The sequence below is a fragment of the Dyella dinghuensis genome (genome assembly GCF_003977615.1).
Classification (GTDB): Bacteria; Pseudomonadota; Gammaproteobacteria; order Xanthomonadales; family Rhodanobacteraceae; genus Dyella_B; species Dyella_B dinghuensis.
Genome location: NZ_RYZR01000003.1, coordinates 642002 through 664386 on the forward strand (window position 1 = coordinate 642002; position 22385 = coordinate 664386).

The following is a 22385-nucleotide window of genomic DNA, read 5'->3' on the forward strand; positions in this document are numbered from 1 at the left end:
GTCCATCAGTTGTACGAGCTGGCACTTGCCAAAAGCGATATTTGCGTTGCACAATTTATTTCACCAGTGAAATATGCACCGATGAAATGTCGCTAAGTTACGACCTCCAGATGCTCGATGAGGGCATCGCGCGCGTCCGCGAGATCATTCCGGAAATGCCGGAAGACGCTGCGCTGTGCCGTGTCATGTTGCTGGTCAGCCAGCGCATGCACGAGCAACTGGAGAACAAGCTCAAGCCTTTCAAGCTCAATGACAGCGAATTTCGCACGCTGATGATGTTGTTCTCCAAGCCGGATGGTAGTTTCACACCCAGTGAACTTTGCGTATTCACCTCGCAAGGCGCGACCAACATGACGCGCATCGCCGATGCGCTGATCAAACGCGGCTTGATTACACGCGCCCCCAGCGCCGAAGACAGGCGCCGCGTGTTGATGAAAATCACAGCAACCGGCAAGCGCTTCGTGTTGAAGATGCTGCCCGAGATGTTTCCCAGTCTCCATCTCATTTTCGCTGGTTTCAGCGATGCAGACCGCCGCAACCTCATGCGGCTTCTGCGCAAGCTTGCCCACAACCTTTGCCAACTCGAAAACGAAGCGGGTGATCCGCCATGAACGTCGTTTCGTCTCCCTCCCCTTTGCGGCTTCGGCCGTTGGCGCTGTTGACGTTATGTCTGACGATCGGCATTGCCGGCTGTTCTTTCATCCCCAAGAAAGTGCAGCACCCAGTGCTACGCGATGACGTACCGCTGGCCGGCTTGCATGTACCCACGAAAGCAGGCTGGCCCGATTCCGATTGGTGGCGCGTTTACAACGATCCGCAGTTGGATAACCTGATCGCGATGGCGATGAAGAACTCGCCCGACCTTGCGCAGGCGCATTCGCGCGTGCAAACGGCCGAACAGTCGGTGAAGGTGGCGGCTGCGCAAGCGGGCTTGAACATCAACGGCAATGCGCAGGTCACTCGCCAGCGCATGAGCGATCACGGCTTGTTCCCACCATCGCTGCTCGGTTTTAACTGGTACAACCAGGCCGATCTCGGTATCCAGGCCGAATACGATTTCGACTGGTGGGGCAAGAAGCGCGAATCGATCGAAGCCGCGCTGGATCAGGCTCATGCCGCCGAGGCGCAACGCAGTGCCGCGGCACTGGAAATCCAGAATACCGTTGCCGATACCTACTTCGGTTGGCTTGCAGATGAGGGCCGTCTTCATCTGGCGCAGCAATCCGTCGCGATCCAGCAGCGCTTGCTGCAGATTGCCGAGTTGCGCGTAAAGCAGGGTGTGGATTTGCCCGATACCTTTCAGCAAGCTCGCGCTCAACTCGCCAGCACCCAGCAAATGGTGGTGACGCTGCAAGGCTCCATCGAACTTCGCAAAGTAGTGCTCGCTGCGCTGGTCGACGTATCTCCTGCCGATCTTCCCGAGCTGCATCCGCATGCATTGCCGCGCATCGAAGGTGCGTTGCCGGACGATGCGCGCCTGGATCTGATCGCACGTCGCCCGGATATCACGGCGAGCCGTTGGCAGGTTGAAGCTGCGCTCAAGCAAACCGATGTAGCGCGTGCCGAATTTTTCCCTGACGTCAGCATCAATGCGATGGCGGGACTGTCCAGCACGAACCAAGGGGCTCCGAAATTTCCCGGCCTGTCCGAAGGCAGCAGTGGCGATCTCGGAAACCTCTTCGAATGGGGCAGCCGCGTGTTCGGCATTACGCCCGCGGTGCACCTTCCGATCTTCGAAGGCGGCCGCCTGAAAGCGAACTACGGTGCAAGCCGCGCACAGCTCGACGCCGCGATTGCGCAATACGACGTGACAGTGCGAGACGCCGCGCGCGACGTCGCCACGCAAGCCGTCACTGCGAAGCAAATTGCTGCGCGCCGAAACAAGCAGGACACCGAAGTAAGCGCCAACACCATGCTGGTTTCGACAGCGCACGCACGCGAAGCTCGCGGCACCAAAGATGCACGCGAAAGTCTCGGCGCGGAACTGCAACTGCTTCAGCAGCGCGATCAGGCGATCAGCCTGCACGCTCAGGCGCTGAGCACGGATCTGGCGCTGATCAAGGCGCTTGGCGGCGGTTATCGCTCGGATATCGATACCGCGCCGCTGCCCGCCACGTCGTCATCTTCCGCCCCCACTGCTTCTACTTCGACCATCCCCGGAGCCCCCGCCCATGAGCGCTTCTGAGTCCTCCGTTGCCAAGGATGCCAAGGACAGCGGTCTCGCTGCCAAGGACCCTGCCAAGCGTAGCCGTGCGTTGTTTATCGTTGCTGCCGTTTTCGTGCTCGCAGGACTCACATGGTTCCTGCTGTGGTTCTTCATTTTCTCAACGCGCGAAACCACCGATAACGCCTATGTCGGCGGCTATCAGGTCGCGCTGTCATCGCAGGTGTCTGGCACGGTTACCGCGATCATGACTGACGACACGCAGCATGTTGATGCCGGACAGGTGCTGGTGAAACTCGATGGCACCGATGCGGACGTGCGTCTGCGTCAAGCGAGCAGCGCGCTGGCACAAGCAGTACGCCAGGTGCGTGAGCAGACGGATACCGTCACCGGCGCCGACGCAACCGTAGCCGCACGCGAGGTCGATCTGCGCAAGGCGGAAGCCGACCTGCAGCGACATATGCCGCTCGTCGCCGCGCAAGCCGAATCGCCGGAAATAGTGCAGCACATGCGCGACAGCGTTGCGCAGGCGCGTGCGGCGCTGGATCAGGCCAAGGCACAAGCGAAGGCGTCGCGCGCATCGGTAGAAGGTACGGACATTGCCGACAATCCGTCCGTACTGCAGGCGCGTGCGAACTTCCGCGCTGCATGGGTTGCCGCACAACGCAACACGATCGTTGCGCCCGTCACCGGTTACGTCGCGCAGCGTAGCGTGCAGCTGGGTAGCAGCATCACGCCCGGCCAGCAGCTGATGACGATCATTCCACTGCACAACCTGTGGATCGACGCGAACTTCAAGGAAAACCAGCTGCGTCATGTCCGCATCGGTCAACCGGTAAAGATCACAACAGATATCTACGGCAGCAGCGTCGAATATCACGGCAAGGTGATTGGTCTGGGTGCAGGCACCGGCAGCGTGTTCTCGTTGCTGCCCGCGCAGAACGCGACAGGCAACTGGATCAAGGTCGTTCAGCGCGTGCCCGTCCGCGTTGCGCTGGACAACGACGAGCTCGACAAGCATCCGTTGCGCGTGGGCCTGTCGGCGGATGTCAAAGTTGACATCACCAACGACAAAGGGCCGGTACTCGCTTCGGCGCCGCAACAGCCGGTCGCACAAACCGATGTGTACGACCAGGTAGCGGCACAGGCCGACGCGGAAGCGGAAAAGATCATCCGCGCTAACCTCGGCAGTTCCGTTGACGCGTCCAAATAAATAAAACGAGCCCGGTGAGTCAGCATGGCCGTCACGCCCGATAACGCGGCACCCCCGAAGCCGCTGCACGGCACACCTTTGGTGTTGCTGACCATCGCAGTCGCGTTCAGCACCTTCATGGAGGTGCTGGACATGACCATCGTGAACGTCGCGGTGCCGCACATCTCCGGCAGCCTCGGCGTAAGCGCCAGCGAAGGTACCTGGACGATCAGTTCGTATTCGCTCGCCAGCGCGATCATGCAGCCGCTCACCGGCTGGATTGCGCGGCGCTTCGGCGAGGTGCGCACGTTCTGCGTATCGGTCGCATTGTTCGTCATCTTCTCGATGATGTGCGGCCTGGCCACCAGCATGCCGATGCTGGTTATCGCTCGCCTGCTGCAAGGCGCGGGCTCGGGCCCGATGGTGGCGCTGTCGCTAACGCTATTGCTATCGAGCTATCCGAAAGAACGGCAAGGCATCGCACTCGCGCTGTGGGCCATGACGGTGGTCGTGGCGCCCATCTTCGGCCCGATTCTCGGCGGTTACATCACCGACAATCTTTCTTGGCCCTGGATTTTCTACATCAACCTGCCGGTGGGCATCCTCGCCGCCATCATCACGTGGATGTTGTTGCACAAGCGCGAAACGAAGACGATGAAGGCGCCCATCGACGTCGTCGGTCTGTTCCTGCTCGTTGCGGGCGTTGGCTGCCTGCAGTTCATGCTCGACAACGGCAACGATCATGACTGGTTTGCATCGCCGCTGATCCTGACGCTGGGACTTACCGCGCTGGTATGCCTGGTCTTTCTGGTGGTGTGGGAAATCCACGCAAAACACCCTGTCGTGGATCTCACGCTGTTCAAGCAGCGCAATTTCACGATGGGCGTGATCAGCCTCTCGCTGGGCATGTTCGCGTTCTTCGGCATCAACGTCGTGTTCCCGCTGTGGTTGCAGACCACGCTGGGCTACACCGCCACGTGGGCGGGTTTGGCGAGTGCGCCAGTGGGCATACTGGCGTTCCTGCTGTCGCCGATTATCGGGCGCAACCTGCAGCGATTCGACCTGCGCATCCTGGTGACGTTCGCCTTTCTGATATTTGCGATGACGTCGTACTGGTTCTCGACCTTCGACAGTGCGGCGTCGTTTGCCACGCTGATCGTGCCGCGCTTCGTGATGGGTCTGGCGATCCCCTGCTTTTTCATTCCACTGAACCAGATCTACCTGTCGGGACTTCCTCCGACAGAGATCGCCAGCGCGTCGGGGCTTTCCAACTTCTTCCGTACGCTTGGCTCCAGCGTCTCGACGGCGGTCACTGTCACGCTGTGGCAGCACCGCGGTATCTACCATCACGCAACGCTGACCGAGTACGTCAGCTCCGCGCAACCTGGCGCTGCGCAATACATCCAGCAGCTCTCGCACATGAGCATGGGCGCCAGCCAGCGACTGGGCTTTATCGATCAAATCGTTACGCGCGAAGGCCTGACTTTGGCCGTAAACGATATCTTCTACATGTGCGCCATTTTGTTCATTTTGCTGATCCCGTTCATCTGGATGACCCGGCCGCCCTTCGGTTCGGCGGGCGGGGCGGCGGGACACTGAACGGGACTGATTGCTGCACCCTGGGGTGCAGCATCGGAACGGCCACCTAGCTGGTGCGGCGCAATACGTTCTGCTAGCGTGTGCCGCATGGCACAAACAAATCGCATCATTAAAAAGTACCCGAACCGTCGTCTTTATGACACGGAAATCTCCAGCTACATCACGCTGGAAGAAGTCCGTCAGCTGGTTCTGGATGGCGAACACTTCGAGGTCCGCGACGCCAAGTCCGGCGAGGACCTGACCCGCTCCGTCCTGCTGCAGATCATCTCTGAGCATGAGGAGAAAGGGCAGCCGATGCTGTCGCCTCAACTGCTCAGTCAGATCATCCGTTTCTATGGCGACTCCTTGCAGGGATTCATGGGGCCGTATCTGGAGCGCAGCTTGCAGGTCTTCCTCGACCAGCAGCAGCAATTCCGCTCCCAGCTCAACAGCCTCATGGGCCAGACCCCGTGGTCGCTGCTGAATGAGCTGACCGAGCGCAATCTGGATGCCTGGAAATCGATGCAGCGCGGATTCCTGGACACCGCAGCACAAGCGCAGCCCGCGGCTCAGCCCACGCGTCCCGGCACACCGGGCAAAAAGCCAGGTTAAATCGATTTAACCGCATTCCGCTGCAGCACAACATGTGCTGCCGCGCGGCATGCGTGGAAGGAATGATGTGATGACTTCGTCAACGTCCAACGCACGCGTCGCCGTGGTGACTGGTGGTATCGGCGGTATCGGCACGGAAATCTGCATGCGTCTGGCCGATGCCGGGCGGCAGGTGATTGCGGTGGATCTGGCCACGCGAAGCGATCGCATCGAGGCGTTCCGCGAGCATGTTTCGGCTTACAACGGCGCCATCCGTTTCGAGCCCTGCGACGTCAGCGACTTCAAGGCATGCGGCGGCCTGATCGAACACGTCGAGCGCAGCATCGGTCACGCTGACATCCTGATCAATGCAGCGGGCATCACGCGCGATACCAGTCTGCGCAAGATGGACCCGCAGCAATGGCACGACTTGATGCGCGTGAACCTGGATGGCGTGTTCAATATGTGCCGCCACGTAGTCGACAGCATGACGACGCGCGGTTTCGGCCGCATCGTCAATCTCAGCTCGGTGAATGGGCAGACCGGCCAATTCGGACAGACCAACTATTCGGCGGCCAAGGCCGGTGTGCACGGCTTCAGCATGGCGCTCGCTCGCGAAACCGCGCGCAAGGGCGTCACGGTGAACACCGTTTCGCCGGGTTACTGCGACACGCCCATGGTGGCCGCGGTGCCCCAGGACATTCGCCAGCAAATCATTTCCGACATCCCGGTCGGTCGCCTCGGCACGCCAGCGGACATCGCTCGCGCCGTGGTGTTCCTGACTGCGGAGGACGCCGGCTACATCACAGGCGCCAACCTGCCGGTAAACGGCGGGTATTTCATGAGCTTCTGAAAAATCCCGGCGGGCGTACTTGCGGTAAACGCATACTTGCGGAAAAGTGTCGTGCTTACCTCTATGGGATGCGGCATGACACGGCAATCCATCACTCTGATCGGCGGGGGCCTGGTAGGCGCCCTGCTCGCCCAGTTGCTCGCCAAGCGCGGATTTGCCGTGGAGGTCTTCGAAAAGCGCCCCGATCCGCGTGTTGCGGGCTTTATCGGTGGGCGCTCGATCAATCTCGCGCTGGCTGAACGTGGTCTGCAAGCCTTGCGCACGGCCGGTCTCGCCGACGATGTGCTGCAGCGTGCCGTGATGATGCGCGGACGCATGGTGCATCCGCTCAACGGTACGCCAGGTTTGCAGCGTTACGGCGTTGACGATAGCGAAGTGATCTGGTCCGTCTCGCGTGGCGGTCTCAACACATTGTTGCTCGATGCTGCAGAGGCCGCCGGCGTAACGTTTCACTTCGGCCAGTCGCTGGCTGACGCAGATATCGATCAACGCCGCATCACGCTTGTCGATGAGAAAGGTGTCGAGCGCCATCACGACGCGCCGATTCTAGTAGGTGCCGACGGTGCAGGCTCTGCACTGCGCGCAGCGATGAACGATCACACGCCACTGGGTATCCGTGTCGAACCGCTCGGTCACGCGTACAAGGAGCTGGAGATTCCGCCAGCAACTGGCGCCACCCGTTTTGCGATCGAACCAAATGCACTGCACATCTGGCCGCGCGGCGGCTACATGTGCATCGCGCTACCGAATACGGAAGGAAGCTTCACCGTCACGCTTTTCCTGCCGGCCCACGGACCGCACCCCAGTTTCGATACGCTGCCGGATTCGGCTGCAGCGGCCACTTTTTTTCGCGAGGAATTCCCGGATTTGCTGCCGCAAATTCCGCGTTTTGCCGAGGATTACGACGGCCACCCGGTGGGCGCGTTGTCCACGCTCTATCTCGACCGCTGGCACATCGACGACCGTGCGCTGCTGATCGGCGATGCCGCACACGCCATCGTCCCCTTCCATGGGCAAGGCATGAATTGCGGCTTCGAAGACACGGTGGTGCTTGCCGATCTGCTTGCCGAATCGGGGAACGGCACCCGCGATGCCTTCGCCGAATTCCAGCGCATTCGCCAGCCCAACGCGAACGCGATTGCAGCCATGGCGCTGGAAAACTATATCGAGATGCGCGATTCCGTCGCCGATCCGCATTACCTGGCCAAACGCGAACTCGGCGCGCGCCTTGCCGAACGTGCCCCGAACCACTTCATGGCGCGCTATCGCATGGTCACGTTCACGCATCTGCCGTATGCGTACGTGTTCGAGCGCGGCCGCGCGCAAGATATGCTGCTGGAACAATTGCTGCGTGGCTCGACGAGCGCCAACGACGTGCAACTCGACGCAGCTATCAGCACGCTTGAAGCAACACTCCCTCCGCTACCGAAGCTACGCCATGGATGAAAAACTGATCGAGGCGTATCGCACCACCGATTACCGCGTCCGCCTGCCGCGCGGCGGCTGGGTCAGCATCCGCGTCGATGCTGCGATTCCGGAGGAATTGCTTCCGTGGACCGGCAAGTACGCCTGGGCATTCATCACTGCGTGGAATCCTCATTCCGAAGTTCAAGCGCGCACGCAGAACCGTGCTGCGCAGCAATCGTTGCTCAGCGCGATTCGGGAGTTGCGGCAAACCGTCTGTGTGCGCCCCGGCATGGGCGTGGGTGAAGACTGGCGGGAACCGAGCTTGTTCGTCGTCGGCCCGGATCTATTTGAAACCGACCGTTTTGCGCAGCATTTCAGGCAAAACGCCTATGTACACGGCCTGGGCACCAGCCCCGCCCGATTGCGCCTCACCGGTGGCAGCACGCCACATGGACAAGCCGGATAAGCATTGCCGACAATGCCGGGGATGACCGACGCCTCGCCAGCCAAGCCCCTGCTTCAAGCACGGGCGCTTACCTTCCATCGTCAGGACGAACCGGTGTTCGGCCCGCTGGATTTTTGTCTGGATGCCGGCGAACTCACGCTGATCGAAGGCGACAACGGCAGCGGCAAAACGACCTTGATGCGCATCCTCACCGGATTGCTGCGGCCCGAAGAAGGCGAGCTTTACTGGCGTGGTGAACCACTGACGTGGGACCGCTGCAGCGGCGAGGTCGTGTTCCTCGGTCACCAGTTGGGACTGAAAGCCGACCTGACACCCCACGAAAACTTGCGCTTTGCCATCGGCCTGCACGGTCATCGCGAACATAGTCATATCGACGAAGCGCTCGCACATGTTGGGCTTTCCGGTTACGAAAACGAACCGGTGCGCAAGCTTTCTGCCGGTCAGAAGAAACGCGTTGCGCTCGCCCGATTGCTGCTTATCCCCGCTGCACTGTGGTTGCTCGACGAGCCATACGCCAACCTTGATCGCACCGGCATCGAACTAGTCAACGGATTGCTCGAAGCGCACATTGCGCACGGCGGCGCTGCGCTGGTGACGAGCCACGGTGCCGTCCAATTCCACGGCGGCGAACCGCATCGGATTCGCCTGCATGACTGATCCGCGACGCCCCGGACTCGGCCACGCCTGCATGGCTGTGTTACGGCGCGATCTCACTCTCGCATGGCGCCAGCGCGGCGACATGGCATTGCCAGTGTTGTACGCACTGATCGTCACTTCGTTGTTTCCGTTCGCGCTTGGTCCTGAAGATGCGTTGCTACGGCGCATCGCTGGCGGTGCGGTATTGGTGACGGTGCTGCTCGCCATGTTGCTGGCGCTCGATGCGATGTTCCGCAGCGATATCGAAGACGGTTCGCTCGAGCAATTAATGCTCGCACCGCAGCCACTTGCCGCGATGATGGGGATGAAGATCCTGGCGCACTGGATCGCCACCGCCGTGCCGCTGATTTTGGTCGCTCCACTGCTAGCCGGGATGCTGCATCTGCCGGCGATCGTCATGCCGGTGTTACTGCTGGCGTTGCTCTTTGCGACCCCGTTGCTAAGCCTCTTCGGCGGGGTGCTGGTGGCACTTACGGCCGGTACGCGGCGCTCTGGTATGCTGCTCGCCTTGATGCTGCTGCCGCTGTGCGTGCCGGTGGTGATCTTCGCCGCCGGGGCTCTGGCAGCTGCCCAGGAGGGGCTGCCCTGGATCGCCCCTATCGCATGGCTGGGTGCAGCACTTGCCCTGGCTGTCGTGCTGGCACCGCTGGCCTGCGCCGCCGCACTCCGTATTGCGCTGGACTCTTAAAGATGGCCAAGTGGATCCCTCTGTGGTTGCACAAGCTGAGCTCGCCGCCGGTGTTCTACGGCTTTGCGGGCAAGCTGCGGCCATGGGCGATTGCGCTGGCACTCATCCTCGGCGCCATCGGTCTGTATGGCGGCCTCGTATTGGCGCCGCCGGATTATCAGCAAGGCGACGACTACCGCATCATTTTCATCCATGTGCCCTGCGCGTGGATGAGTCTTTTCATCTACGCCGTCATGGGCGTGGCTGCGTTTATCGCATTGGTGTGGCGTATCAAGCTCGCTGAAATTGTCGCGATGGCATCGGCACCGATCGGCGCCGCATTTACTTTCATCACGCTGGTCACCGGTTCGCTTTGGGGCGAACGCATGTGGGGCACGTGGTGGACGTGGGATGCGCGTCTTACATCAGAACTCGTGCTGTTGTTTCTGTATCTGGGCGTGATCGGTCTTTACCACTCGTTTGAAGATCGCCGCCAGGGCGCACGCACGGCAGCGTTTCTCGCGCTGATCGGCATCATCAACGTGCCGATCGTGCATTTCTCGGTGAACTGGTGGAATACCCTGCATCAGGGTTCGACCATCCGTTTGCTTGGACCCTCCACGATGGCGTCCTCGATGATCTGGCCGCTGCTAACGATGATGGCAGCCACGAAGTTCTATTACATCGCCAGTCTCTTCGGCCGCACGCGTGCCGATCTCCTGTCGCTGGAAAGCGGCAAGGATTGGGTGCGCGAAATCGCCGAGAAAGAGGTGCGCGGATGAGCGGCTCGTTGCAATCGTTTTTCGCGATGGGCGGTTACGCCGCGTACGTGTGGCCGGCTTACGGGGTGTTCTTTGTCGTGCTGCTGATCGACTGGCTGGCGCCGCAATTCCGGCGTCGCCGAACGCTACGTGAATTGCGTGGCCGCATGGCACGACAAAATACCCGCCGGGAGCGCACTAACCGGAACTCCGCCACCTCGGCCTGATTGCCGCACAGCTCAACGAATCGCTCATGAATCCCACGCGCAAACGCAGGCTCACCATCATCCTCAGCATTCTCGGTGCCGCCGTCGTCGCGTCGGCGCTAGTGGTGTATGCGTTGCAGCAGAACATGAATTACCTCTTCACCCCCAGCCAGGTGCAAGACGGCGATGCGACGCGCTACAAAAACTTCCGTCTTGGCGGCATGGTGAAAGCCGGCTCCATCCAGCGCAGCAACGATTCGCTCAAGGTCACGTTCACCGTGGTCGATGCGGCCGGTGCGATGCCAGTCGAATACACCGGCATTCTTCCGGATCTTTTCCGCGAGAACCAATCCGTGATCGCCACCGGTCACATGGACGGCGCGCGTTTTGTGGCCACCGAAGTGCTGGCCAAGCACGACGAAACCTACATGCCGAAAGAGCTGAAAGACGCGATGGCGAAAGCGCATCAGGGCAAGCACATCGACGAATCCGCGTCGCAGGACAAATCGCAGCTATGACACCTGAACTGGGTCAACTTGCACTGATCCTTGCGCTGCTGCTCGCGCTGGCGCAAAGCATCCTTCCGCTTGTCGGTGCATGGCGTGGAAACAATGCGCTGATGGCCGTCGCACGCCCTGCCGCTGCAGGACAGGCCGTATTCGTTGCCCTCGCGTTCTTCATCCTCGTGTGGGCGTTCGTGCATTTCGATTTCTCGGTGCAATACGTCGCCGACAACTCCAACCTCCAGCTGCCCTGGTATTACCGCATCGCCGCGGTGTGGGGAGCGCACGAAGGGTCGATGTTGCTGTGGGTGCTGATTCTCAACGTATGGACCGTCGCGCTCGCGCTTTTCAGCAGGTCGTTGCCCGACGTATTTGTGTCGCGCGTGTTGGCAGTGCTCGGCATCATTTCTGTCGGATTCCTCTGCTTTATTCTTTTTACGTCGAATCCGTTTGGACGTTTGCTGCCGATGCCGCCGGATGGCGCGGACCTCAATCCGATCCTGCAAGACCCCGGCATGACGTTCCATCCGCCCGTGCTCTACATGGGTTATGTCGGTTTCTCCGTGGCGTTTGCTTTTTCGATTGCTGCGTTGCTTGGCGGTTCGATGGAGCAGTCATGGGTTCGCTGGGCGCGTCCATGGACCAACGCTGCGTGGGGTTTCCTCTCTTGCGGCATCGTCGCGGGAAGCTGGTGGGCCTACTCGGAACTCGGCTGGGGTGGTTGGTGGTTCTGGGATCCGGTTGAAAACGCCAGCTTTATGCCGTGGCTGGTGGGTGTGGCGTTGATACATGCGCAAGCCGTAACCGAAAAGCGCGGCTCCCTGCGCGCATGGACGATCCTGCTGTCACTTTTTGCGTTCTCGCTTTCCCTGCTCGGCACCTTCCTGGTGCGCTCGGGCATTCTCACATCAGTGCATGCCTTTGCTTCCGATCCGCGGCGTGGCACTTACATCCTTTGTTTCCTTGCGTTCGTAGTTGGCGGATCGCTGCTGCTCTATGCATTGCGTGCTCCCAAGGTTGCGGGTGGTAAAGCGTTTGCACTGATCTCGCGCGAAAGCGCAATTTTGGTCGGCAACCTGATGTTTACCGTGGCAGCAGCCATGGTGTTGCTTGGCACATTGTTCCCATTGCTGGGCGATGCCTTGGATATCGGCAAGGTCTCGGTGGGACCGCCCTACTTCGGCTTGCTGTTTCCGTTGCTGATGCTGCCGGTGATGGTACTGCTGCCCTTCGGCCCGTTCCTGCGCTGGGGCAAAAGCGATGTTCCCGTTCTTTCTCAAGTATTGAGCCGCACAGGCATTGCCGCTGCGGCATGTGCTCTTATCGCGGCGTTCTTCGTGCACGGGCAACTGAAGGCGATTGCAGGCGTCGCTTGCGCGGCATGGGTGAGCGTTGGGATCGTGCTTTATATGGCGAAACGCTGGCGCGAGATGCCGCGTGGGCGCCGCTATCCCGCTGAAATGGCGGGCATGCTGCTCGCGCATTTTGGTGTCGCCATCTTTGTGATCGGCGTGCTGCTTTCCGAATCCCTCAGCGTTACGCGCGATGTCCGCCTGAGCCCCGGGCAAACCGCCACCGTTGGCGGCTACGAATTTCGTTTCGATGGTGTCATGCAGACGACGGGCCCGAATTGGATGGCCGAACAAGGTGTGGTAACGGTGATGCGTAACGGTTCGCTCGTCGCTGAAATGCATCCGCAAAAGCGCACGTATTCGCACGAACAAGTGCAGACGACATCGGCGGTCGATCCGGGCGTCACACGCGATCTGTATGTCGCGCTGGGCGAGCCGATGGATGCGAACCATGTCGAAGGCGCATGGGCGTTGCGCCTGTACACCAAACCGTTTATCCGCTGGATCTGGGGCGGCGGCCTGTTCATGATGCTTGGCGGCTTCGTCAGCGCCGCCGATCGCCGCTTCCGCGTCAAACGCGAGGCTGACGCTGTGCAAACGATCCTGACGCCCGTGCGGGAATCGCAGGCATGAGCCGTCTCGTTCCATTCTTCGCCTTTGTGCTGCTGGCGGCATTGCTTGGCTTTGGCATCTGGTGGAACAGCTCGCACGATCCGACCGCCGTCCCGTCGCCGTTGATCAACAAGCCTGCACCGGCCTTTGTGCTGCCGAAGCTGGACAATCCCAAGCAGATGGTCAGCAAAGACTCGATGCTTGGCAAACCTTATCTGGTCAATGTGTTTGCCAGCTGGTGCTTTGCGTGCGGCGAAGAACATCCGGTGTTGATGGAACAGTCCAAGCAGCTGGGCATTCCGGTCGTCGGTTACGACTACAAGGACGAACCCGCTGACGCAAAAGCGTGGCTTGGTCAGCACGGTAATCCGTACGACATGGTGATCACCGATCAATCCGGTCACACCGCCATCGACTTCGGCGTGTATGGCGCACCTGAAACGTTTCTGATCGATGGTAAAGGCGTGATTCGCTATAAGCGCATCGGGCCGCTTACGCCGGATGTCATTGCGCAGCAGCTGATGCCGGCCATTGCAGCGCTGGAAAAGGCGCCGTGATGCTTCTGCCTATTGCAAACCTCCTGGCTAACCCCTCTCCCTCCGGGAGAGGGTGCCGGCAGGCGGGTGAGGGTTCGACCGGAGCGAACCAATCACGTCTCTCGAACGACTCGGATCTCGCGCTTCGAGCGCACCCTCACCCCAACCCCTCTCCCGAGGGGAGAGGGGCTAAGTTGCGCGGCGGTATGCTGATCGGTTTAGCGGCGCTGATGATGCTTTTGAGCAACATGGCCGCCGCACAAGCTATCGATCCCCTGCCATTCCGCGATCACGCCGAAGAGCTACGCTTCCAGCATCTCACCGGCGAACTGCGCTGCCTGGTCTGCCAGGATGAAAACCTCGCCGACTCCAACGCCGATTTCGCGCGCGATCTGCGCCACAAAGTGTTCGAGTTGATGCAGGAAGGCAAAAGCGACGCCGAGATCAAGCAGTATCTGGTCGATCGCTATTCCGAATTCGTGCTGTATGACCCACCCGTCAACACGCATACCTGGCTGCTGTGGTTCGGACCATTGCTGATCCTGATCGCAGGCGGTTTCGTTGTCGGATACACCATCCGCAAACGCAGCCAAGCCAGCATACCCGCAGCACCGACCGATACTGGGGACGATTGGTGAAGTTCGCTTTCTACATTGCCGCCGCAGTGATGATCGCTGTGGCGCTCGCATTGCTGTTGATTCCCTTGCTGCGGCACGGCCGACGTACGGGTCGTTCGCGCAGCGTGTTCGCGCTGATGCTGGTTATCGCGCTCGTTGTTCCGCTCGGCACAGCAGGTGTGTATCAGCTGATCGGCACGCCGTCCGCGATCGACAATGTGCCCACGCAAGCGCAGGCCGGCATGGACATCCACAAGGCGCTCGACGAGTTGCGTGCACATCTGGTCGCCACACCCAAGGACGCACAAGGCTGGCTGCTGCTGGCGCAAGCCGAAACGGAAATGCAGCAACCCGATCAAGCGCGTGATGCGTACGATCATGTGCTGCAGCTGACGCCCAATGACACCAACGCGATGGTTGGCTGGGCCGAGGCCGACGCGGCATCGCGCACCGATCATCGCATCGAAGGCCGTGCACGCGATCTATTGCTGCAAGCCGTAAAGCTTGCTCCGGATAATCAGCGGGGGCTCTGGCTGCTTGGCATCAGCGATTTCCAGCAAGGCCAATATGCCGACGCCGCCGCAACGTGGCGAATCCTGCAACCGCAATTGCAGCCGGGATCCACCGTGGCGCAAGCAGTCGCGCAGCAAATCGCGATGGCCGACGCACGCGTAAGTGGCAAGTCCGATCCCACGGAACACCCCGCCAACACGCAGGAGCCTGCCTTGCAGGTGAACGTATCTCTGGCGCCTTCACTCAAGAACAAGCTTAAGGCAGGCGACACGCTCTTCGTCTACGCCAAAGCCGAAAACGGCCCGCCCATGCCACTCGCGGTCGCGCGCCTCGATGCAAGCAAGCTTCCGACGACGGTGACGCTTACGGATGCCATGAGCATGGTGCCGGCGATGAAGCTGTCGTCCACCCCGAATGTTTTCGTCGGCGCGCGAATCAGCCATAGTGGACAGGCTATCGCGCAGGCCGGCGATCTCGAAGGAGATGCCGGCGTGGTTGCGGTGGACAGCACGACACCCATCAACATTGTGATTGATAAGGTGCACAACTAGGGAACGGTTATGAGCGACGCACGCCAATACTTCCAGCTGCCGACGCCCTTCGCGATGAAGCGTGGCGGCTCGCTGCATGGCGCGCATGTCGCTTATGAAACGTGGGGCACATTGAGTGCCGAACGTGATAATGCGCTGCTGATCCTCACCGGCCTGTCCCCGAGTGCACACGCGGCGGCGAACGACATCGATCCTTCGCCCGGCTGGTGGGAAGAGATGATCGGCCCCGGCAAGGCCATCGACACATCACGCTGGTTTGTGATCTGCGTGAATTCACTCGGCAGCGACAAAGGTTCCACCTGCCCTGCTTCGATCGATCCGGCCACCGGTGAGCCTTATCGGCTGACTTTCCCCGATCTCTCGCTGGAAGATGTTGCTCATGCATCGCACGCGATGGTCACAAGCCTGGGCATCGACAAACTCGCCTGCCTGATCGGCTGCTCGATGGGCGGCATGAGTGCGCTGGCTTACATGCTGCTGCATCCCGGTAGCGTGCGTACACATATCAGTGTGGATACCGCGCCGCAAGCGCAACCGTTCGCCATCGCCATCCGCTCGTTGCAACGCGAAGCGATCCGCCTCGATCCGCACTGGAACGATGGCCAGTACGACAACGAGCGCTATCCCGATATCGGCATGAGCATTGCGCGCAAGCTTGGCGTGATTACGTATCGCTCCGCAATGGAATGGAACGGACGCTTCGCACGTATCCGGCTCGACCCGGAGCAACGAGAAGATCAGCCGTTCGGCTTCGAATTTCAGGTCGAGTCGTATCTGGAAGGACACGCGCAACGTTTTGTGCGCACCTTCGACCCCAACAGCTATCTCTATCTGTCGCGCGCGAGCGACTGGTTCGATATTTCCGAATACGGAAACGGTAGCGTGCTCGAAGGCTTGAAGCGCATCCACATCGAGCAGGCGCTGGTGATTGGCGTCAGCACCGACATCCTGTTTCCGCTGGAGCAGCAGGAGCAGATTGCAGAGGGTCTGGAAGCGGCGGGTGCGAACGTGCAATTCGTGGCCCTGGATTCACCGCAAGGCCACGACGCCTTTCTGGTCGACATCGAAAACTACAGCCGCGCCATTGGCGGCTTCCTGTCGCGGCTTTAAAGCGCGATCGGTTCGAAATCCGCGAACATCGCCTCGGCTTCGGGCAGCTCCCGCAGCGGTACGTAATCGCAGGCGTTGCCAAAACGCTCCCACAATTCCACCACGCGAGGACTGGAGTGCGCCGCTTCAATCGCGCCGTCCTCCCATTCGAATACTTCGACCACGGTGCCGTCTTTGGCGCGCATCGCCTGCGCCGGGCGATTCGTCACCAGACCCAAGGCTTTCAGGCACGGCACGTGTTCGCGCACCAGCACGTCCAGCTCTGCCTCGCACCCCGGTTTCGGACGGTACGCTACAATGACCATTCTTCCCATGGACGCCCCCTTCGGGCCTGATCAGGCACCGATCGGAGTAGGCTAGCAGAGAAGCCTTAGCTGGGCTTCAGCCGGTTCGTTTTTCAATAGGGTTGTGTTGCAACCCCTGGATTTACCCGAGACCACCATGCTCACCAAGGAATTCCCCGGCTGTCAGACGTTGATCGATGCTATCGACGAGGCAATTGCCCAACCGTCCACGCCCGCGATCACCGACAGTCTTCGCAACAGTCTCTGCAAGCTGATTCGCAGCAAGGAAATTACCCTGCCCGAATGCGTGTTCGAAACCGCGCAGGGCCGTTACGCCCGCCGCGAGCTTTATCACAGCGACGAACACGGCTATTGCGTGGTTGCGATGACGTGGGGTCCCGGCCAGGGCACCCCGATCCACGACCACTGCGGCATGTGGTGCGTGGAAGGCGTCTGGAGCGGCGCGCTGGAAGTCGTGCAGTACGAGCAACTGGCTGGCGAAGGCGATCTGTACCGCTTCCAGCCCGTCGGCTCGATCCAGGCAGGCCCGGGTTCCGCGGGCAGCCTGATCCCGCCGCACGAGTACCACACGATCCGCAACCCCAGCGACGACACCGTCGCCGTGAGCCTGCACATCTACTCCGGCAACATGACCCACTGCGCCGTCTTCCAGCCCAAGGGCACGGATCACTGCTACGAGCGCTCGGACCGTCAACTGAGTCTCGACCCGGTCAATTGAACCCGGCATAATAGGCGTTCTATCTGGGCCGGTGTGGCGGAATGGTAGACGCGGTGGACTCAAAATCCACTGGCAGCGATGTCGTGTAGGTTCGAGTCCTATCACCGGTACCACTTAAAAAACGCGCGCTTAGCGCGTTTTTTATTGCCCGAAATGCGCGAGAATTTTGGTCCGCAATCTCGAATTATTGCGGACCGAACACTGAATCCGGTTGTGGCCGCACATATCGATCGATGTGATAAATGCGACTTCGATGGCATTGTTGTCGAGCAGTTTTATCGGCAAGCTGGTTGTGTCCGCTTTCGACCCAGAGCGGACATGGCAAAGCCATGTTTTAGTCGCGATGAATATGTTTGAAAAAGCTAATCTACGAAACACTCGGCAAGATTGATACGAGGTTCGTATGGCGGAGACCGCGGTTGTCCGTAGGGCACATAAGAGAGATGCGGAGCAGATTGCTGCTTGCCTCTCATCTCTGGGGTATGGAACTACCTCTGCGCTGGTTCAAGTAAAGCTGGATGGGATTGACGATTCGCGGAGGGATGTGGTCTTTGTCTGCCAGTTCGGAGATTCGGTGGTTGGCGTCGTTAGCTTGCATGCGATTCCGTTGTTTCATACCTCGGGCGAACTAGTTCGAATCACCTCACTTGCTGTATTAGAGGGATGGTTCCGGAAAGGCGTCGGCGCCATGCTCATTGAGGCTTCCGAACGATGGGGCTGGTCAGTTGGGGCTGCTCGTATAGAAGTCACAAGTGGCGATCATCGCGATGGCGCACATCGTTTTTACGAGGCAATGGGATATTTCATGACCGAACGTCGCTTTATCAAGTCGCGTCCGTAGCCGATTTATCATGTCCGCTTTCGACCCATAGCGGACAGTTTCTCCAGATATCTCGTGTCGATCCCGTAATCTCCCATTCGTCGCATCCATGAAACTGACCATGTCGGTCACGCTTCACGCTGAGGAGACAGTTATGTCCTATATCGACGGTTTTGTGATCGCGGTGCCCAAAGCCAACCGCGAGAAGTTCATCGTGCACGCCCGAACTTTTGACGCTATTTTTGTGGAGTTCGGCGCCATCCGGGTGATGGAGTGCTGGGGCGAGGACGTGCCCGACGGCAAGCTCACCGATTTCCGCCGCGCCGTGCAGGCGACGCAGGACGAATCCGTGGTGTTTTCTTGGGTGGAATGGCCCGACAAGGCCGCTCGCGATGCCGGCATGGCGAAATTCATGCAAGACCCGCGCATGAAGGCCGCAGCCGACTGTCCTTTCGATGGCAAGCGCATGATCTTTGGCGGCTTCGAGTCGGTAGTTAGCCTGCCGGACTAGGGGGGCTTTGCGCTGCGCGCCTTTCAAAGCAACGTCCGCTTTCGACCCAGAGCGTACATAAAAGAACCGAGTTCGGCGGACCACTTACGGTGCCCATAGTGCTGCGAACCGTATGCGAAATGCCCCACGAGCTGGGGAAGCCGGCCCTGCTCCCGATTTCCGGTCCGCAATTATTTTCCCGCCCTTGTGCACCAACGGCTTCGGGAAGCTATCAAACATTCAATTGCGGACCGAAATTTCCTTTAGGCTGTTGATGTGCAAGCATTTATGAGTGTGACTCAAAATCCACTGGCAGCGATGTCGTGTAGGTTCGAGTCCTATCACCGGTATCAACAAAGCGCTGTTCCAGCTTGCGAAAGCACAGAGGGAATCGGCAAACAAATCAGCCCCGTTCAGCGGGGCTTTTTTGTGCGCCACGTACAGCCGCATGATCGTGCGGGCCGTTGTCATGTAAACGCTTTCATCACACGCCGGATGTATTAAGGTAGAGCCAAAGAAACAAGGGGGTTTTGCCAGAACATGATGGTGCTGCTCGCAATCGGATTCATTCTTTTGCACGTAGTGCTCGTCATGCTTATCCCCGCGCACGCCATCGTGGTGTCGTACGCGTTTCTGATTGCAGCCCCGTTGTTTGCGTCGGCTTTCGCGATACGTCGCTGCATGATCGAGGGTTTCGCGCTGAGCCAGGGTTGGATTCTCGCCGCGCTTAGCCTGATCTTCTGGACGCTGGGCATGGTTTTCAGCGCTCGCCAGGACATTTTCCTGAGCAACAGCAATCAGGTGCCCGGCGACAGCATGTTGCTTTACATCCTGTTCGGGGTACCCATTTCCTACGCGACAGCTGTTGTGGGGGTCTACAGCCGCAGTCGCCTGCAGCGCGGCATTGATGCGGTACTGGTCGCGTCACTTGGTTATCTCTATTTCGCGCTGACGTTTTCGTGGGTGACGCTGCGTGGTTCTCCCGACGAGTTTTCCACGCGCATGGTTGCGTTGATGTTCGATGTGGAAAATGCGTTTCTCGCGATCACGACACTCATCCGCTTCTTCGCCGCGGACATGCTCAGGCAACGCCATTTCTTCGGCACATTGGCTGGCTTGACGTTGCTCTACGCTATCACCGCCGCGTATTACAACCATCATGTTGCGTTAGACGTTTCGCCGAATATCGGCAGCGCATACGACGGAATCGTGGACGTACCCTTTCTTGCCTTCGCCCTGATGACACTGCGCGAGCCTTCGCGCATACCCAAGGCGATCAACCCGCCGCCGGGCCTGGTGCGTTTCGTGCGCATCGGCAGCCCGCTTTTGCTTTCCCTGGCGGTGCTCACCATTTCCTTGCTGCTGCTGCACAGGCGATTCAACCTCGGCGTTGCCGGCATTCTTGTTGCGGTGTTTGGATACGGCTTGCGCAGCATCCTTAGCCAAGTGCGTCAGATCGAAATGGAGGACGAGCTGCGTAGTGACCGCACAGCACTCGCTGAGCTCGCCCTGCGCGATAGCTTGACGGGCGTAGGCAACCGGCGTGCTTTCGAGGAGGCTATCGAAAAGGAGTGGCGTGTCGCGCTGCGTACGCAGCAATCCATTTCATTGCTGCTTGTGGATATCGATTTCTTCAAGCAATACAACGATCGCTACGGACATCTCGCCGGTGACAAGTGCATCCGTGATATCGCTGCAGCATTGCATGCAGCGCTTCAACGCCCAGCCGACTTGGTTGCACGCTATGGAGGAGAGGAGTTTGCCGTCATCCTGCCGGGCACATCCTCATCCGGAGCACGCGAGGTAGCAACGCGCGTCTGCAAGCTTGTGCGCCAACTCAACATACCACACGACAACAGTCCGCATGGGCGCGCCACCGTCAGCGTAGGTACTTCAACGGTTACACCTAGCGAAGGCACCCTACCGCACGAGTTGATAGCCGCCACCGATCGCGCTCTGTACGACGCCAAAAACAACGGCCGCAACCGCGTCGAACAAGGCATTCATACGCATTAGCTGGAAGGCGACCCTGCGTCGTCCGTCAGAAACATGTGGCCGTTGTCGGTGAAGTGAATGACTGCTCGGCGCCCTGCCCGCAGTTGCCTTGCGGTATTGACCGAAGACGCTAGCGCAGGTGCCATCTCTGCGATATCCAACGGGCGGTTCGCGCGTCGCTTCTGTTTACCGGAGAAGCGCATACGGTTGTATTGCGACCACGTACCGATGGACAGCGAGCTTACGAGCGCCACCATCACCACCAGTTTCAAATCGCTGACCGCATGCAGTGGGTGTACCAAACCCAGTTGCTTGTACGCATTATGCATGCCGAGCAACCATGCGATCGCCGTAAGCACCGGCATCCAAAGCGAAATCCAGAGCGTCCACGCCACCATGGTGATAAATGCGAAAGTGGCTCGTTGCAACGGGCGCTGATTTTCGGGCTTCTCGATAATGAATTCGGCTTTCATCGCAAACCTCGGTCGGGACTTGTCCACACAGCGCGCGTGCCTTTGCGCTTGAATATGGCTTTGGGTAGTGCACAAATCGATGTCGCGGTCGTGAGCATCCAATAGACCAGCGGATACCAGATCATCCAGTAGTAGTTGCGGCCAATGCGCGCTTCATAACGGCGATCGATCAACAGACTGATCAGGAATTGCCCCATGCAGATCATGCCGAGCACCACGCCGTTCCACTCAGGCAGCAGAGTATCGACGCGAATCTCCTGCGGCAGATCGATGAATTTGCCGAGGAACCAGAGCATCACGATGGTCGCCATGTCGAATGACCAAAGCAGACTGACCAGGTATTCCGCCGCAACCACCCACATGCGGCGCTGACGCCAGCGCAACAGCTTCAATCCGTAGCGAAGCAATACTTCCGAACCGCCCTGCGCCCAACGCAGACGCTGCTTCCACAAACCGCGCAACGTCTCCGGCATCAGAATCCAGCACAACGCATTGGGTTCGTAGCGGATTTCCCAGTGACGCATCTGCAAACGCCAGCTGACGTCGATATCTTCCGTCACCATGTCGGTATTCCAGTAACCGACATCGTGCAACGCCGACTTGCGGAACGCGGCGATCACACCCGACACCGTGAAGATGCGGCCGTACACGCGCTGTGCGCGCTTGATCAGGCCAATGATCGACGAGAACTCGCCAACCTGCAGCTTGCCGAGCAGCGTAGAACGATTGCGGATACGCGGATTACCTGTCACCGCACCCACGCGTGAGCTGTCGATCAGATGCGAAACCAGCCAGTGTGTGGCATACGGATCGAGCAATGCATCACCGTCCACGCAAACCAGATACTCCGCCTTGGAGGCGAGCGCCGCGGCGCGCAATCCCATCGCTTTACCCTGATTGCTGGCAAGGTGCAGCACGCGCAGCTCCGGATATTCCTTCATCAATTCGTCGAGCTGTTCGCCGGTGTCGTCCGTCGAACCGTCATTCACGGCGATGATTTCGAAGTACGGATAGGTTTGTCCCGCCAGATAGGCAATCGTCTCGCGCACCTGTTCGCCTTCGTTGTGACAGGGAACGATCAGCGACACCATCGGATACGACGACAACGCCGGCGGCTTCACGCGCGACGGCTCCTTGCGTTCCCAGCGCATGAAATAGATCAGGCCGCCGCTCATCCAGACGAGCGACATCGCCAACGGATAGAAGAAGGCGAATTCAAGCAGGACGTGGAGTGCATGACCGTTCATC

Annotated in this window: 25 protein-coding genes and 1 tRNA gene; 23 read left to right on the forward strand and 3 right to left on the reverse strand. The window is 59.7% G+C overall.

What is annotated here, in order from left to right; translation table 11 throughout:
- Positions 1-86: 86 nt before the first annotated feature.
- The 18 genes from EKH79_RS06025 to metX all read left to right on the forward strand — a co-directional run bounded on the left by EKH79_RS06025 (position 87) and on the right by metX (position 16336).
- Positions 87-611 carry a MarR family winged helix-turn-helix transcriptional regulator gene (locus EKH79_RS06025; RefSeq protein ID WP_126672860.1) on the forward strand — a complete coding sequence of 175 codons (525 nt, stop codon included), beginning with the start codon at positions 87-89 and terminating at the stop codon, positions 609-611.
- Entirely contained in the window at positions 608-2185 is a 1578-nt protein-coding gene (locus EKH79_RS06030) for an efflux transporter outer membrane subunit (RefSeq protein ID WP_126672861.1), read from the forward strand. The genes EKH79_RS06025 and EKH79_RS06030 overlap by 4 nt, the downstream gene beginning before the upstream one ends.
- Positions 2172-3377: an HlyD/EmrA/EmrK family protein gene (locus tag EKH79_RS06035; RefSeq protein ID WP_126672862.1), complete on the forward strand. Its 1206-nt coding sequence runs from the start codon at positions 2172-2174 to the stop codon at positions 3375-3377. The genes EKH79_RS06030 and EKH79_RS06035 overlap by 14 nt, the downstream gene beginning before the upstream one ends.
- Positions 3378-3401: 24 nt before the next feature.
- Complete coding sequence (locus EKH79_RS06040; protein ID WP_126672863.1) at positions 3402-4955, forward strand: DHA2 family efflux MFS transporter permease subunit; 1554 nt, start codon at positions 3402-3404, stop codon at positions 4953-4955.
- An 87-nt stretch (positions 4956-5042) separates the two neighbouring features.
- Positions 5043-5546 (forward strand): polyhydroxyalkanoate synthesis repressor PhaR, encoded by a 504-nt coding sequence (gene phaR / locus EKH79_RS06045; RefSeq protein ID WP_126672864.1) that lies wholly within the window; start codon positions 5043-5045, stop codon positions 5544-5546.
- Positions 5547-5616: 70 nt separating this feature from the next.
- Positions 5617-6378 (forward strand): acetoacetyl-CoA reductase, encoded by a 762-nt coding sequence (gene phbB / locus EKH79_RS06050; RefSeq protein WP_126672865.1) that lies wholly within the window; start codon positions 5617-5619, stop codon positions 6376-6378.
- Between the two features lie 75 nt (positions 6379-6453).
- Positions 6454-7824, forward strand: a complete 1371-nt coding sequence (locus EKH79_RS06055; protein WP_126672866.1) for an FAD-dependent oxidoreductase — start codon at positions 6454-6456, stop codon at positions 7822-7824.
- Positions 7817-8251, forward strand: coding sequence for a DUF3293 domain-containing protein (locus tag EKH79_RS06060; RefSeq protein WP_126672867.1), 435 nt, complete (start codon positions 7817-7819; stop codon positions 8249-8251). The genes EKH79_RS06055 and EKH79_RS06060 overlap by 8 nt, the downstream gene beginning before the upstream one ends.
- Before the next feature lie 21 nt (positions 8252-8272).
- Positions 8273-8908: a cytochrome c biogenesis heme-transporting ATPase CcmA gene (gene ccmA / locus EKH79_RS06065; RefSeq protein ID WP_126673079.1), complete on the forward strand. Its 636-nt coding sequence runs from the start codon at positions 8273-8275 to the stop codon at positions 8906-8908.
- On the forward strand, positions 8901-9596 hold the full coding sequence (ccmB, locus tag EKH79_RS06070) for a heme exporter protein CcmB (RefSeq protein WP_126672868.1): 696 nt from the start codon (positions 8901-8903) through the stop codon (positions 9594-9596). The genes ccmA and ccmB overlap by 8 nt, the downstream gene beginning before the upstream one ends.
- A 2-nt stretch (positions 9597-9598) precedes the next feature.
- Positions 9599-10357 (forward strand): heme ABC transporter permease, encoded by a 759-nt coding sequence (locus EKH79_RS06075; RefSeq protein ID WP_126672869.1) that lies wholly within the window; start codon positions 9599-9601, stop codon positions 10355-10357.
- On the forward strand, positions 10354-10563 hold the full coding sequence (gene ccmD, locus EKH79_RS06080) for a heme exporter protein CcmD (protein WP_126672870.1): 210 nt from the start codon (positions 10354-10356) through the stop codon (positions 10561-10563). Before EKH79_RS06075 ends, ccmD begins: the two co-directional genes overlap by 4 nt.
- Before the next feature lie 26 nt (positions 10564-10589).
- Positions 10590-11060, forward strand: a complete 471-nt coding sequence (ccmE, locus tag EKH79_RS06085) for a cytochrome c maturation protein CcmE (protein ID WP_126672871.1) — start codon at positions 10590-10592, stop codon at positions 11058-11060.
- Positions 11057-13030 (forward strand): heme lyase CcmF/NrfE family subunit, encoded by a 1974-nt coding sequence (locus tag EKH79_RS06090; RefSeq protein WP_126672872.1) that lies wholly within the window; start codon positions 11057-11059, stop codon positions 13028-13030. The genes ccmE and EKH79_RS06090 overlap by 4 nt, the downstream gene beginning before the upstream one ends.
- Entirely contained in the window at positions 13027-13566 is a 540-nt protein-coding gene (locus EKH79_RS06095) for a DsbE family thiol:disulfide interchange protein (RefSeq protein ID WP_126672873.1), read from the forward strand. The genes EKH79_RS06090 and EKH79_RS06095 overlap by 4 nt, the downstream gene beginning before the upstream one ends.
- Positions 13567-13751: 185 nt before the next feature.
- Entirely contained in the window at positions 13752-14183 is a 432-nt protein-coding gene (locus EKH79_RS06100; RefSeq protein ID WP_126672874.1) for a cytochrome c-type biogenesis protein, read from the forward strand.
- Positions 14180-15226, forward strand: a complete 1047-nt coding sequence (locus tag EKH79_RS06105; protein ID WP_126672875.1) for a tetratricopeptide repeat protein — start codon at positions 14180-14182, stop codon at positions 15224-15226. The genes EKH79_RS06100 and EKH79_RS06105 overlap by 4 nt, the downstream gene beginning before the upstream one ends.
- A 9-nt stretch (positions 15227-15235) precedes the next feature.
- Positions 15236-16336 (forward strand): homoserine O-acetyltransferase MetX, encoded by a 1101-nt coding sequence (gene metX / locus EKH79_RS06110; RefSeq protein WP_126672876.1) that lies wholly within the window; start codon positions 15236-15238, stop codon positions 16334-16336.
- Here the strand turns inward: metX and EKH79_RS06115 are convergent.
- The gene (locus EKH79_RS06115) at positions 16333-16650 is read right to left on the reverse strand and encodes a hypothetical protein (protein ID WP_126672877.1); all 318 of its coding nucleotides are present in this window, start codon (positions 16648-16650) and stop codon (positions 16333-16335) included. The two genes, metX and EKH79_RS06115, sit on opposite strands and share 4 nt — an antisense overlap.
- A 127-nt stretch (positions 16651-16777) precedes the next feature.
- Between EKH79_RS06115 and EKH79_RS06120 the strand changes: the two genes are divergently transcribed.
- The 5 genes from EKH79_RS06120 to EKH79_RS06140 all read left to right on the forward strand — a co-directional run bounded on the left by EKH79_RS06120 (position 16778) and on the right by EKH79_RS06140 (position 20685).
- Positions 16778-17359 (forward strand): cysteine dioxygenase family protein, encoded by a 582-nt coding sequence (locus tag EKH79_RS06120; RefSeq protein ID WP_126672878.1) that lies wholly within the window; start codon positions 16778-16780, stop codon positions 17357-17359.
- A 27-nt stretch (positions 17360-17386) separates the two neighbouring features.
- Positions 17387-17472: transfer RNA gene (locus EKH79_RS06125), tRNA-Leu, on the forward strand.
- Between the two features lie 290 nt (positions 17473-17762).
- Complete coding sequence (locus EKH79_RS06130; protein WP_126672879.1) at positions 17763-18200, forward strand: GNAT family N-acetyltransferase; 438 nt, start codon at positions 17763-17765, stop codon at positions 18198-18200.
- A 133-nt stretch (positions 18201-18333) separates the two neighbouring features.
- On the forward strand, positions 18334-18690 hold the full coding sequence (locus EKH79_RS06135) for a DUF1428 domain-containing protein (protein WP_126672880.1): 357 nt from the start codon (positions 18334-18336) through the stop codon (positions 18688-18690).
- Positions 18691-19209: 519 nt separating this feature from the next.
- Complete coding sequence (locus EKH79_RS06140) at positions 19210-20685, forward strand: GGDEF domain-containing protein (RefSeq protein WP_126672881.1); 1476 nt, start codon at positions 19210-19212, stop codon at positions 20683-20685.
- Here the strand turns inward: EKH79_RS06140 and pgaD are convergent.
- Together pgaD and pgaC are read right to left on the reverse strand one after the other, a co-directional pair.
- Entirely contained in the window at positions 20682-21137 is a 456-nt protein-coding gene (pgaD, locus tag EKH79_RS06145) for a poly-beta-1,6-N-acetyl-D-glucosamine biosynthesis protein PgaD (protein ID WP_126672882.1), read from the reverse strand. The two genes, EKH79_RS06140 and pgaD, sit on opposite strands and share 4 nt — an antisense overlap.
- Positions 21134-22384, reverse strand: a complete 1251-nt coding sequence (gene pgaC, locus EKH79_RS06150) for a poly-beta-1,6-N-acetyl-D-glucosamine synthase (RefSeq protein WP_126672883.1) — start codon at positions 22382-22384, stop codon at positions 21134-21136. The genes pgaD and pgaC overlap by 4 nt, the downstream gene beginning before the upstream one ends.
- Position 22385: the final 1 nt, after the last annotated feature.